Annotated in this window: 10 protein-coding genes and 1 pseudogene; 8 read left to right on the forward strand and 3 right to left on the reverse strand. The window is 60.7% G+C overall.

Translation table 11 applies throughout. The features are described from left to right. Positions 1–56: 56 nt before the first annotated feature. From AD668_RS00790 to AD668_RS00805, 4 genes are all read left to right on the forward strand, one after another. Positions 57–3,263, forward strand: coding sequence for a DUF2339 domain-containing protein (locus AD668_RS00790; protein ID WP_053153217.1), 3,207 nt, complete (start codon positions 57–59; stop codon positions 3,261–3,263). Beyond that, complete coding sequence (locus AD668_RS00795) at positions 3,260–4,633, forward strand: DUF3999 domain-containing protein (RefSeq protein ID WP_053153220.1); 1,374 nt, start codon at positions 3,260–3,262, stop codon at positions 4,631–4,633. The genes AD668_RS00790 and AD668_RS00795 overlap by 4 nt, the downstream gene beginning before the upstream one ends. Before the next feature lie 270 nt (positions 4,634–4,903). Next, positions 4,904–5,914, forward strand: coding sequence for a class 1 fructose-bisphosphatase (locus AD668_RS00800; RefSeq protein ID WP_007975526.1), 1,011 nt, complete (start codon positions 4,904–4,906; stop codon positions 5,912–5,914). 3 nt (positions 5,915–5,917) lie between these two features. After that, a complete protein-coding gene (locus AD668_RS00805) occupies positions 5,918–6,520 on the forward strand; it encodes a DUF924 family protein (RefSeq protein WP_053153224.1) in 603 nt (200 codons plus the stop codon). Positions 6,521–6,637: 117 nt separating this feature from the next. Here AD668_RS00805 and AD668_RS30220 read toward each other — a convergent pair whose 3' ends face one another. Together AD668_RS30220 and AD668_RS30225 are read right to left on the reverse strand one after the other, a co-directional pair. After that, positions 6,638–7,402, reverse strand: coding sequence for a methyl-accepting chemotaxis protein (locus AD668_RS30220; protein ID WP_371259744.1), 765 nt, complete (start codon positions 7,400–7,402; stop codon positions 6,638–6,640). Positions 7,403–7,495: 93 nt separating this feature from the next. Next, a pseudogene (locus tag AD668_RS30225) lies at positions 7,496–8,530 on the reverse strand (cache domain-containing protein); the annotation flags it as partial. Positions 8,531–8,812: 282 nt separating this feature from the next. On the opposite strand from AD668_RS30225, the gene AD668_RS00815 reads away from it, so the two are divergent. Next, on the forward strand, positions 8,813–9,067 hold the full coding sequence (locus tag AD668_RS00815; RefSeq protein ID WP_053153231.1) for an outer membrane protein assembly factor BamE: 255 nt from the start codon (positions 8,813–8,815) through the stop codon (positions 9,065–9,067). 31 nt (positions 9,068–9,098) lie between these two features. Continuing rightward, the gene (locus AD668_RS00820; RefSeq protein WP_053153234.1) at positions 9,099–9,668 is read left to right on the forward strand and encodes a lipocalin family protein; all 570 of its coding nucleotides are present in this window, start codon (positions 9,099–9,101) and stop codon (positions 9,666–9,668) included. 114 nt (positions 9,669–9,782) lie between these two features. On the opposite strand, the gene AD668_RS00825 is transcribed toward AD668_RS00820, so the two are convergent. Beyond that, a complete protein-coding gene (locus AD668_RS00825; RefSeq protein WP_053153237.1) occupies positions 9,783–11,147 on the reverse strand; it encodes a formimidoylglutamate deiminase in 1,365 nt (454 codons plus the stop codon). Between the two features lie 146 nt (positions 11,148–11,293). Between AD668_RS00825 and hutC the strand changes: the two genes are divergently transcribed. Then, positions 11,294–12,004 carry a histidine utilization repressor gene (hutC, locus tag AD668_RS00830; RefSeq protein ID WP_162135916.1) on the forward strand — a complete coding sequence of 237 codons (711 nt, stop codon included), beginning with the start codon at positions 11,294–11,296 and terminating at the stop codon, positions 12,002–12,004. Then, the gene (locus AD668_RS00835) at positions 12,001–12,570 is read left to right on the forward strand and encodes a HutD family protein (protein WP_053153240.1); all 570 of its coding nucleotides are present in this window, start codon (positions 12,001–12,003) and stop codon (positions 12,568–12,570) included. The genes hutC and AD668_RS00835 overlap by 4 nt, the downstream gene beginning before the upstream one ends. Positions 12,571–12,623: the final 53 nt, after the last annotated feature.

Consider the following 12,623-nt stretch of genomic DNA (forward strand, 5'->3'; position numbering starts at 1 on the left):
TGGATACGGCTGAGCTAATCTTTCCGGATTGGCCAATGCGCTTAGGGATATCGACCATGCAATGGATGTTCATGCTGACAGGGCTGGTGCTCGGCTGGATACTTGACGAGTCATTCAGCGATGCACTGTTGGGCGCGTTACTCGGATTGGGTATCGGCCAGGCCCTGCGCATGGCTCGAATGGACTCGCAGGCCGTCGAGCAGCAACGTTTGCTGGAGCAGGCGCAGGTAGCGCTGCAGGCGGTCGAGCAAAGGCTGGCGCTGCTCGAAGCATCGGGCGTCAAGGTGCCGGAAATCCGCGAACCCCTTGTCTCACCTGAAGCCATCCTCGATGAAGCATCTGCCGCAGCCACGGAGTTGCTCTGGGAGCTGCCACCCGAACTCGAGCCGATCGCCGCAGCGGCCACCGAAACCAATCGTGCGCAGCCCGCCGATGCCTGGAAGGCCGAGACGCTCGCCCGTCAGACACAACCACCTGTCCCCCCGCGCGGCCCGAACTTCATCGACCGAGCCATCAGCGGCGCCCGGGCCTGGTTGTTCGGCGGCAATACCGTGTTGCGGGTCGGCGTGGTGCTGCTGTTCCTCGGTCTGGCCTTTCTGCTGCGCTATGCGACCGAAGGCGTGGTGGTCCCGGTTGAGTTGCGGTACGCAGGCGTTGCGGCGGCAGCCTTGGGGTTGCTCGGGTTGGGTTGGTGGTTGCGAGCGCGCAACAACGGTTATGCGTTGATCCTGCAAGGCGCCGGGATCGCCGTACTGTACCTGACGGTGTTTGCCGGGATGCGTCTGCATCCACTGCTCGACCCCTCGGCGGGGTTTGGCTTGCTGGTGGCGGTGACGGTCTGTTCGGCGATTCTCGCCATTACCCAGGACTCCCTGGGGCTGGCCGCCGCTGCCGCACTGGGTGGTTTCGCCGCACCACTCCTGGCCTCCACTGGCGCCGGCAGCCACGTCGCGCTGTTCAGCTACTTTGCCCTGCTCAATGCAGGCATCTTCGCCATCGCCTGGTTCAAGGCCTGGCGGCTGTTGAATGCCATCGGGTTCAGCGGCACCTTCGGCATCGGTTTCGCCTGGGGCCTGCGCACTTACTCGCCGGAGCAGTTGTGGAGCACCGAGCCGTTTCTGATTTTGTTTTTCCTGATGTACCTGGCCATTGGTCTGCTGTTCGCCCGCCGCAGGCTGCTGGAAATGAGCGATGCACCGGCAGAGGGCAGTCGCCAGTCGCTGCTGCAATGGTCAGCGCGCAAGGGCAACTACGTCGACGGCACGCTGCTGTTCGGTCCGCCGCTGGTGGGTTTCGGCTTGCAGTTCGCACTGGTGCAGCATCTGGAGTTCGCGGCGGCATTCAGTGCCTTGGCGCTGGGCATGATTTACATGGGGCTGGCCCGTTGGCTGATGGCCGGGCGCACGCTGTTGCTGGGGGAAACCTGCCTGGCCTTGGGCGTGATCTTTGCCAGCCTGGCGATTCCGCTGGGGCTCGATGCACGCTGGACGACAGCGGCGTGGGCGGTAGAGGGCGCGGGGATCTTCTGGCTCGGCCTGCGCCAGCAAAGGCCCGTGGCCCGAGCCTTTGCCTTGCTCCTGCAACTGGGTTCGGCGCTGGTGTTTCTCAGCGAACTGCACGACAGCGAGAGCAGCCTGCTCGGCGGCGTTCCGCTAGGCGCGCTGTTACTGGGCGTCGCGTTGCTGTTCAGCTTCTACCAGTTGCGTAAGGCCCTGCCGGAACAGATCAGGCCTTGGGAACTGAAAGGCCTGCCAGTCCTGGCGTGCCTCGGGCTGGCGTTTCTCTATTTGCTGGCGCCGTTGTTTTTCTTCAGTCATGGCACGGTGATCAGTTGGGCCCTGTCCGGGGCGCTGACCTTGTTGGTTGGCCTGCGCCTGTCATCGCGCTCGTTCGTGTTCACCGCGCTCGCTGTTCAGCTGTTGGGTGGCGCGTTTTTCCTGGCGACGCGGCCGCTGTTCAGTGAAGGGCTGAATCCCTTGGCTCACGCTGGATTCTGGGCGCCACTGGTGCTGGGGCTGGCGGCGATGGCCGGAGCCTGGCGTTTGCAGATTGGTCATTCGCTCGCGGCGTTGGAGGGGCTAAACCTGTTGCGCCTGTCCCAGGCGCTGTTGGTGTGGGGCGCAGGCTGGTGGGCGTTGGCCTGGATCATCGAAGTGGTGCATTTTGCGCCGTTGCCGATGTGGGCGACTTTGTTATTGGGCATCGCTGCCGTGAGTGTGGCGTTGTGGACAGTATTGGCGCTGCGTCTGAAATGGCCGTCACTGGGGGGACTCGGCACGGTGTTGATTCCCGCGGCGGCGCTGGTACTGCTCGCGGCCTGGCACTCGCGTTATCACCCGGCGGCCAACTTTGGCTGGCTGGCTTGGGCCGCCGTGTTCGTCGTGCATTTCATGTCCCTGCACCGCCTGGCGCCAATGCTGCCAGCACGCGTGGCGAGCGTCGCCCATGTGCTCGGTTGTTGGCTCTTGATGGGTGTACTGGCTCTGGAGCTGCGTTACGGCTTGCTGGTGTTGTCCGAGCAATACAACGCCTGGCGCTGGTTGGGTTGGGCAATTCTGCCAAGTCTGTATCTGGTACTGATGGCGGCACCTCGCGCTTGGCCTTGGCCGGTGTCGGCGTATCCGCGTGAATACCGTATATACGCCGCCGCACCGCTGGCGTTGATGATGCTCGGCTGGTTCTGGTTGGCGAATGTCGCCAGTGACGGCAACGCCGACCCACTGCCCTACTTGCCATTGATCAACCCGCTGGAGCTGGGCCTGTTGTTCGCGTTGTTTGGCATCTATGTCTGGTCCCGCAGCGCCATGACACAATTGGCGGTTCGCGAGGATTACGCCGTCATCGCCACTCAAGGGGCCGTAGGCGCCTCGCTGTTCGTGTTCTTTACCGCTTTGGTAATGCGTACGGCGCACCATTGGAGTGGGGTGCCGTTCGAGCTGGATCTGTTGTTGGCGTCGATGCGTGTACAAGCCGGTCTGTCCATCGTCTGGACCTTGATGGCCCTGAGCCTGATGATCGGCGGCCATTTGCGCCGTCGCCGCGAAGTCTGGTTGATCGGCGCGGCCTTGATCGGCGTGGTCGTGACCAAGCTGTTCTTTGTCGAATTGAGTAATCGCGGCGGGCTGGCGCGGATCGTGTCGTTTATCGGTGTCGGCGTGTTGCTGCTGGTGGTGGGCTATTTCGCCCCGCTGCCGCCCAAGCGTGCCGAACCTGTGCCGGATATCGAGAAACCGGTCACGGATGGCGAAGGAGTGTCGTCTTGAGGCAGAAGCTGAACCTGGGTTGGCTGGGTGTTGTTGCCATGGGTGTGATGTTGTCGGCGGTTGCCCAGGAAAAACCGGCGGACTTCACCACCCAAGTGCCTTTGTCGGTGACGGGCGACGGTCCTTGGTATCGCCTTGAACTGCCCCTGAACGTACAACTGAGTGCACGGCAGGCCGACCTGAGCGACGTGCGTGTGTTCAATGCCGTGGGCGATGTTCAGGCTTATGCCTTGGCCAGGGAGTCGGCGCGGAGCAATGAAACGCGCACCTTGACCGAGGTGAAATGGTTTCCGTTGTACAACTCCATGGACGCCACTGAAACCGCGCCGAGCGTGCGGGTGCAATCGAGCAGCAACGGCACATTGGTCCAGGTGCAGCCCTCCAGTCAGCTGGAGGCGGGTGAGGAGGAGTTGCGCGGCTGGTTGCTCGACGCTTCCGCTATCAAGGCGCCGTTGCAGCAGCTGGTTCTCGACTGGACCAGCGAGCGCGACGGCTTCCAGCGTTTCACCGTCGAAGCCAGCGATGATTTGCAGCATTGGCAGTCCTGGGGTGAAGGGCAGGTGGCGCGTCTGACCTTTTCCGACGAGCGGGTCGAGCAGCATGAAGTCAACCTGCCGGGCCAGTCGGCGCGTTACCTGCGGTTGCTGTGGATCACGCCGCATTCGGCACCGACACTGACTTCGGCACAACTGCAGAGCGCCAGTACTCGAAACCTGCCGCTGCCGTTGGTCTGGTCCCAGGCATTGGCCGGCAGCAGCGTGAAGACAGGTGAGTACACCTGGCAGTTGCCGATGGGGCTGAGTGTCGAGCGGGTGCAGGTCGAGTTGAGCCAGCCCAACAGCCTTGCGCCAGTGAGTCTGGCCGGGCGGCGCGACAGCAGCCTGCCATGGCAGTCGTTGAGCAACGGATTGCTCTATCGCCTGACCCAGAATGGTCAGGACGTAGTGCAAAACGAACTGCAGTTGTCGGGGCAAATCGTCCAGCAATTGAAACTGAACGTGGACGAACGCGGTGGTGGCCTGGGTGATCAGGTGCCGGCGCTGAAGTTTGCCGTGCGTGCTACGCGACTGGTGTTTCTGGCGCGTGGGCCGGGGCCTTACACGCTGGCCGTGGGCAATACGACGGCGAAGGCGGCGAACTTGCCGCTGTCGACGCTGATCCCGGATTACAGTCCGGCGAAGCTCGCGACTTTGGGCCGGGCCAGGGTGGATGTCGGGGCGGTGGTGACGCAGCCGTCTACAAGCGCCGCGTCTGCGCCGATCGAGACCAACTGGAAGAAGTTCGGCTTGTGGGCGGTGTTGTTGCTCAGTGTGTTGTTTTTGGCGGCGATGGCGTTCAGCCTGCTGCGCAGACCATCAGAAAAATCCTGATGGTGGGTGCTGCGCACCCAATCGCGAGCAGGCTCGCTCCTACAGTTGGAATGCGTACCCCTGTGCGAGCCTGCTCGCGATAGCGGTCGTCCAGTCAATAAAAATGCCGAAATGACCTCTGTTCGCAAGCTCACATCCAGCCCATTTCCATCTACGCTCAACCCCGCGCATGAACTCTCTTTGGCCGATCACGTCTGATAGGAGGAAATGCGCCCCGACTCGCGTTAAACTGCGCGGGTTTTTAGCCCCCCCATTCCACCGGAGCCTTCCATGTCCCGCGTTACCTTGAGTCGCTATTTGATTGAGCAGACCCGTAGCAACAACACTCCTGCCGATCTGCGCTTCCTGATCGAAGTGGTGGCGCGTGCCTGCAAGGAGATCAACCACGCCGTGTCCAAAGGCGCCCTCGGTGGCGTTCTGGGCAGCATGGGCACTGAAAACGTCCAGGGCGAAGTGCAGAAGAAGCTCGACGTGATCTCCAACGAGATCCTGCTCGAAGCCAACGAATGGGGCGGTCACCTGGCCGGCATGGCGTCCGAAGAAATGGACAATGCCTACCAGATCCCGGGCAAATACCCGAAAGGCGCCTACCTGCTGGTATTCGACCCACTGGACGGTTCGTCGAACATCGACATCAACGCCCCGGTCGGCACGATCTTCTCGGTACTGCGTTGCCCGAACGAATACCTGAGCCAGAACGAGCCTTTGAATGAAAAGGCCTTCCTGCAGCCAGGCACCCAGCAAGTGGCCGCCGGTTACGCGATCTACGGTCCACAGACCATGTTGATCCTGACCTTGGGCGACGGCGTGAAAGGCTTCACCCTGGACCGTGAAATGGGCAGCTTCGTACTGACCCATGAAAACATCACCATTCCTGAAGCGACCCAGGAATTTGCCATCAACGCGTCCAACCAGCGTCACTGGGAAGCGCCGGTACAGCGCTACGTCAGCGAGTTGCTGGCAGGCGATGAAGGCCCGTTGAAAAAGAACTACAACATGCGCTGGGTCGCGGCGATGGTTGCCGACGTGCACCGCATCCTGACCCGTGGCGGTCTGTTCATGTACCCACGTGACAGCCGCGAGCCGTCCAAGCCGGGCAAACTGCGCCTGATGTACGAAGCCAACCCGATGTCGTTCCTGGTGGAACAAGCGGGCGGCGCATCCACCGACGGTCACCAGCGCATCCTCGACATCCAGCCCGAAGGCCTGCACCAGCGTGTAGCGGTGTTCCTCGGTTCGAAAGAAGAAGTTGCCCGCGTCACGGCTTACCACAAGGAATAAACCATGAACGCGCCCTGGCAGCCGTTGCTTGACTGGTGGTTCGGAAACTTCGAAACACCGGGTGAAGTGGCGGCGCAGCAGGGCAAGTTGTGGTTCGGCAAGCGCGACAGCCAGGACCTCGAAGCGCGCACGCGTTTCGGGGACCAGGTCGAGCAGGCACTGGCCGGCGGATTGACCGAGTGGATGCAATGTCCCGAAGGTTGGCTGGCGCTGGTGCTGTTACTCGATCAACTCCCACGAATGATCTTTCGCGACACGCCCAAAGCATTTTCCGGCGATCCCCAGGCACAGACTCTTGTAGTCCAAGGCATTGCGGCGGATTTCGATCGGCAGTTGCGGCCGATTCAACGGGTGTTTATCTATCTGGTGTTCGAGCACAGCGAAAACCTCGCGGTGCAGAACGAAGGCGTCTGGCGTTACATCGAGTTGGTGGCGCAGCAGCCTGACGGTGATCGGGCGCTGTTTGCCGACTACCTGGATTACGCCGAGAAGCACCAGAAAATCATTGCGCAGTTCGGACGGTTTCCCCATCGCAATGCGGTGTTGGGAAGGGAGAGTACTGCACAGGAACTCGTGTTTCTGTCGAAGCCGGGCTCTCGGTTCTGATTTTTCGCTGTTGTTGATGCCGCCATCGCTGGCAAGCCAGCTCCTACAGTAGATCTCCAGTACGACAAAGATCCCTGTAGGAGCTGGCTTGCCAGCGATGAGGCCCGCGAGAGCGCCTCAGATCCTGAAACTACCCACCAACTGCTTCAACCGCGCCGCCTGCCGTTCAAGATCGGCACACGCACGCAAGGTCGACTGCAGGTTTTCCACACCTTCCTGGTTCAGCGTGTTGATCTCGGTGATGTCGACGTTGATCGACTCCACCACCGCCGTTTGCTCTTCTGTCGCGGTCGCAACCGATTGGTTCATACCGTCGATTTCACCGATGCGCTGGGTCACGCTCCCCAGTCGCTCACCCGCCTGGTTGGCGATGCCGACGCTGCTTTCGCTCTGGCGCTGGCTGTCGGTCATGATGCTCACCGCTGCCCGGGCGCCGACTTGCAACTCTTCGATCATCGTCTGCACTTGCTGCGCCGAGTCCTGGGTGCGGTGGGCGAGGTTGCGCACTTCATCGGCAACCACTGCGAAACCGCGACCTGCTTCACCGGCTCGTGCGGCTTCGATGGCGGCGTTGAGTGCCAGCAGGTTGGTCTGCTGGGAGATACTGGTAATCACTTCCAGGATCTGCCCGATGTTGACCGTGTTGCTGTTGAGCGTCTCGATATTGCCGCACGAATCGCTGATCTTCGCCGAGAGCTGTTGCATGGCGGCGATGGTTTTATCCACAACCTGTTGACCGTCTTCAGCCAGAGCGCGGGCGTCGCTCGAATGTTGCGAGGCAAGGGCGGCGTTCTGTGCGATTTCCTGGGCGGCGGCACCGAGCTGGTTGATTGCCGCGGCCACGCTGCTGGTGCGCGTGGCTTGCTGGTCGGAGTTGAACATCGACGAGTTGGACGCTGCTACAACACGCAGAGCGACTTCGTTGACCTGGCCGGTGGCCGAGGACACTTCGCTGATCGAGGTGTGAATACGTTCGACGAAACGATTGAACGACAGCCCCAGCGCGCCGAATTCGTCATGGCCGTGGATGATCAAACGTTTGGTCAAGTCACCTTCGCCTTCAGCAATGTCATGCATGGCGCGACCCATGGTCAGCAGCGGTTGCATCAACAGGCTGATCAGCATGCCCAGCAACGCGATGATGATCACCACCGCGATCACCATGGCAATGATCGCCGAGGTGCGAAACTCGCTGAGCATTGCGAACGCGGTGTCCTGGTCTAGCACCAGCGCCACGTACCAGTCTGCCGACGGTACGCCGTTGACGTGGGTGAACGAGATGAACTGGCGCTTGCCGTCGATCTCGACTTCTTTCATGCCCGGGCTGACTCTCGGCGCGCCGTTGGGATAGGCCTCGCTCAGGTTCTTGAGTACCAGTTTGTTGTCCGGGTGAATCAGGATTTTGCCGTCGGCGCCGACGATGAAGGCATGACCGTGACCGCCAAAATTCAGCGAATTGATGATCGCGCTGACGCTGGACAGGTCGATGTCGGCCCCGGCCACGCCAATCATCTGGCCTTGACGCTGCACCGGGGTTGCCACGGTGATCACCAGTTTGCCGGACGAGGCTGCGATGTACGGTTCGGTGACGATAGTCTGTTGCGCGCTGTCCGCTGCCTTGTACCAGCCACGGGCGCGTGGGTCATAGTCCGCTGCGCGGTTACCGGCCGGGACGGAGAACATCACGCCCTCGGCACCGCCGAAGTAACTCAGCTGGAAATTACCGGTGTAGGCGGGCAGGTCGATGATGCGCTTCAGGCTGGCGGTCGCATTGCCGTCGGCACTGACCTGTTGCGCCATCGATTGCAGCAACTGCATGCGGCTTTCCAGCCAGGTCTGGATGTTGCTGGTGGTCAGGCTGCCGAGCTCCTGCATCGAGGCTTCGGTGTTGCTGCGCAGGGTCTGGCGCTGGCGATAGTCGTTGAACAGGATGAAACAAGCGAATGCGACGGCCACCACGAGGGCGGCAGCCAGCAAGATCTTGTGGCTGAATTTCATGTTTCGGGTCATTGGATGAGCTACCGCAGAGGGGCTGGTCAACAAAGGAGAGGCAAACGTCACGTGCGTGGCGTTTGCGTTGCACCTATGTCGACTGTGCGGCGCCAAAGATTAGGCGGATTTGATGAAAATCGACGAAAAACCGGATAGACAAAAAAGGTTGCCTGTTTTTTCGCCGAGTGGCAGACGAGCGGGTCAATAAATAGCCCTGTCGTCAGGGAACCAGACAGGGGTTTTCTCTTCTAAGGTTCAGCTTGGCAGTCATGCCATTCCCCTACACCCCGGAGTTACACCATGTCGCTGCGTTCCATCGCCCTGCTTTCCTTTTGCGTATTGTTGGCTGCGTGCAGCAAGGTCAATCAGGAAAACTATTCGAAGCTCTCGTCAGGAATGACCAAGGCCGAGGTCGAAACCCTGTTGGGCAAACCCGCCGATTGTTCCGGCGCGCTCGGCATGTCCAGTTGCACCTGGGGTGACAAGAACAGCTTTATCAGCGTGCAGTATGCCGGTGACAAAGTGCTGATGTTTTCCGGCCAAGGCCTGAAGTAAACCGGGGCGAGTTGCCCACGGGAGAAAAATAATGAAGCGGTTGTTGATCATCCTTTTTGCCGGCCTGGTGTTGGCCGGCTGCGCCACGTCTGGCCACGATCCGTTGGCGCCCAAAACCGTCAACAGCGTCAACCTCAAGCGTTACCAGGGCACCTGGTACGAATTGGCTCGGTTGCCGATGTATTTCCAGCGCGATTGCGCGCAATCCGAAGCCCATTACACGCTCAAGCCTGACGGTAACGTCGCGGTGTTGAATCGCTGCCTGACGCCGCAGTGGCAATGGGAGGAGGTCAAGGGCACGGCTTATCCGCAGGTACCGGGCAAGACCGACAAATTGTGGGTCGAGTTCGATACCTGGTTTTCCCGGTTGATTCCGGGCACGGCAAAGGGCGAATACTGGGTGTTGTACGTCAGCGATGACTACAAGACCGCCATCGTTGGTGATCCGAGCCGCAAATACTTGTGGCTGTTGTCACGCACACCAACCGTAAACGGTGTGGTGCGTGAAGAGCTGCTGAGCAAGGCGCGTCAGCAGGGTTACGACACTACGCGGCTGATCTGGCGAGCATCGGATACGCAGATGGCGAAAACGTCGAACTGACCACACATACCCCTGTAGGAGCTGGCTTGTCAGCGAAGAGGCCATCAGACCGCAACCGATGTGTTGCCTGACAGATCGCCTTCGCTGGCAAGCCAGCTCCTACAGGGATTTGTTTCAGCCCAGGAGATCGCGCAGGACCTGAGTGAAGGCGCGGTTGCTTTCTTCTTCGTCCGCATGCCGACCGTCACGCACCACCCACTGCCCATTCACCAACACATCGCGCACTTGGCGATCCCCACCGGCAAACAGCCAGCGATTCAAAATCCCGTCGCCATTGGCTGTCGCCAGGTACGGATCGTTGCCGTCCAGCACCAGCCAGTCGGCGCGCTTGCCGACTTCCAGCGCACCAATCGGTTGCCCCAGCGCCTGGGCACCACCGTCCAGCGCCGCATCAAACAACGTGCGCCCGACCATCGGCTGATCCGCGCCATACAAACGGTTGCGTCGCTGATCGCGCAGACGCTGGCCGTATTCCAGCCAGCGCAATTCTTCCACCACACTCAGCGACACATGACTGTCGGAACCGATGCCCATGCGTCCGCCCTGAGCGAGGAAATCCACTGCCGGGAAAATCCCGTCGCCGAGGTTGGCCTCGGTGGTCAGGCACAGGCCGGCGATGGCGCGACTCTTGGCCATCAGCGTGATTTCTTCCGGGTTGGCATGGGTCGCGTGGACCAGACACCAGCGCTGATCAACGTCGACATTTTCGTAAAGCCATTGCAACGGACGTCGGCCACTCCAGGTCAGGCAGTCTTCGACTTCTTTCTGCTGCTCGGCGATATGGATGTGCACCGGGCATTGCTGGTCGCTGGCCGCCAGCACTTCGCTGATTTGTTGCGGCGTAACTGCGCGCAATGAGTGGAAACACAATCCCAGGGACTGCGCGGGTTGCTGCGCCAGCATCGGTTGCAAGCGTGATTGCAGCGTGAGGTAGTTTTCGGTGCTGTTGATAAAGCGACGCTGACCCTCGTTCGGCGTCTGGCCACCGAAACCGGAATGGCTGTAAAGCACCGGCAGCAGGGTCAAGCCGATCCCGGCAGCGCTGGCAGCCTGGCTGATACGCAGCGCCAGTTCAGCCGGATCGGCGTAAGGCTGACCGTTGCGGTCGTGATGGACGTAATGAAACTCCGCCACCGAGGTGTAACCGGCCTTGAGCATTTCGATGTACAGCTGACGGGCGATGACGCCGAGTTGCTCCGGGCTGATTTTTCCGACGAGGCGATACATCAAATCGCGCCAGGTCCAGAAGCTGTCGTTCGGGTTGCCCGCCACTTCCGCCAGTCCTGCCATGGCCCGCTGGAAGGCGTGGGAGTGCAGGTTCGGCATGCCCGGCAGCAGCGGACCGCTCAGCCGTTCGGCGCCATCTGCGTTGGAATCGGCCTGAATATGGGTCAATACGCCGTCGGCGTTGACCTCAAGACGTACATTGTTGGCCCATCCACTAGGCAGCAGCGCGCGTTCGGCAAAGAAGGCGGACATGGTTCAGCACCCCATCGTGTGTTATTTGTATATACATATACAGACGTTTGCCTGCTCGGTAAACTCCGGCAAGCTAGCGACATTCACTAAACGACCAAGGATTAACCGTGCCGACTCCGCCTCCAGTCTCTCCGTTGGCCGCGAACATGGGCGACAGTCCGGCGCCCTTGTACGCCCGCGTCAAACAGATGATCACCCAGCAAATCGACAGTGGTAACTGGCCGCCGCACTATCGCGTTCCGTCGGAAAGCGAACTGGTCAGCCAGTTGGGCTTCAGCCGCATGACCATCAACCGCGCCTTGCGCGAGATGACCGCCGACGGCCTGTTGGTGCGCATGCAAGGTGTCGGCACGTTCGTCGCCGAGCCGAAAAGCCAGTCCGCCCTGTTCGAAGTGCACAACATCGCCGACGAAATCGCCTCCCGTGGCCATCGCCACACGTGCAAGGTCATCACCCTCGAAGAAGAGGCCGCCGGCTCCGAGCGCGCTTTGGCGCTGGACATGCGCGAAGGCCAGAAGGTGTTCCATTCGCTGATCGTGCATTTCGAAAACGACATCCCGGTGCAAATCGAAGACCGTTTCGTCAATGCGCTGGTGGCGCCGGACTACCTCAAGCAGGACTTCACCCTGCAAACGCCTTACGCCTACCTCAACCAGGTCGCGCCGCTGACCGAGGGCGAGCACGTGGTCGAGGCGATTCTGGCCGAGCCGTCCGAATGCAAATTGCTGCAGATTGAAAAAGGCGAGCCGTGCCTGCTGATTCGTCGCCGCACCTGGTCCGGTCGTCAGCCGGTGACCGCCGCTCGCTTGATCCACCCTGGTTCCCGTCATCGTCTTGAAGGTCGGTTCCACAAATGAATGAGTTGAAGGTTCTACGCGCCAAAGACTACCCGCGTATGCCGTGGAAAAACGGCGGCGGCAGCACTGAGGAAATTGCCCGTGACGCTGGTACTGGCCTGGATGGCTTTGGCTGGCGCCTCTCGATTGCCGACATCGGAGAGTCGGGCGGGTTTTCCACCTTCGCCGGTTACGAGCGAGTGATCACGGTTTTACAGGGTGACGGCATGAGCCTGACGGTGGATGGCCAGGACACTCGGTCACTGTTACCGCTGGACCCGTTTGCGTTCAGCGGCGAGAGCAAGGTTTCCTGCACATTGCTCGGCGGTCCGATCCGCGATTTCAACCTCATCTATGCACCGCAGCGTTATGCCGCGCGGTTGCAGTGGTTGAGTGGGGAGCAACGGTTCTTCAGTTCGGCGGGCACCGTGTTGGTGTTCAGCATCAGCGAAACGCTGGAAGTGAAAGTCGGTAACAGTGCTTCGCAACTGGGTCGCCATGATTGCCTTCAGCATGTTGGTAACATAGGTCTTCTCGAGGTTTCCATTCGCGGCGCCTGTTGCGTGATCGAATTGACAGAGCGCTGAACCCCACCCTGTAGGAGCCGGCTTGCTGGCGATAGCGATCTTAAGGACGCTAT

It is taken from the genome of Pseudomonas sp. P1.8 (genome assembly GCF_001269805.1).
GTDB lineage: Bacteria > Pseudomonadota > Gammaproteobacteria > Pseudomonadales > Pseudomonadaceae > Aquipseudomonas.

What these genes read in the sequence shown, in the direction of transcription:
- AD668_RS00800 (WP_007975526.1), top strand. Translation starts at nt 4,904, where the DNA reads ATGTCCCGCGTTACCTTGAGTCGCTATTTGATTGAGCAGACCCGTAGC.
- AD668_RS30220 (WP_371259744.1), bottom strand. Translation starts at nt 7,402, where the DNA reads ATGTTCAACTCCGACCAGCAAGCCACGCGCACCAGCAGCGTGGCCGCG.
- hutC (WP_162135916.1), top strand. Translation starts at nt 11,294, where the DNA reads ATGGGCGACAGTCCGGCGCCCTTGTACGCCCGCGTCAAACAGATGATC.
- AD668_RS00805 (WP_053153224.1), top strand. Translation starts at nt 5,918, where the DNA reads ATGAACGCGCCCTGGCAGCCGTTGCTTGACTGGTGGTTCGGAAACTTC.
- AD668_RS00790 (WP_053153217.1), top strand. Translation starts at nt 57, where the DNA reads ATGCAATGGATGTTCATGCTGACAGGGCTGGTGCTCGGCTGGATACTT.
- AD668_RS00820 (WP_053153234.1), top strand. Translation starts at nt 9,099, where the DNA reads ATGAAGCGGTTGTTGATCATCCTTTTTGCCGGCCTGGTGTTGGCCGGC.
- AD668_RS00825 (WP_053153237.1), bottom strand. Translation starts at nt 11,147, where the DNA reads ATGTCCGCCTTCTTTGCCGAACGCGCGCTGCTGCCTAGTGGATGGGCC.
- AD668_RS00815 (WP_053153231.1), top strand. Translation starts at nt 8,813, where the DNA reads ATGTCGCTGCGTTCCATCGCCCTGCTTTCCTTTTGCGTATTGTTGGCT.
- AD668_RS00835 (WP_053153240.1), top strand. Translation starts at nt 12,001, where the DNA reads ATGAATGAGTTGAAGGTTCTACGCGCCAAAGACTACCCGCGTATGCCG.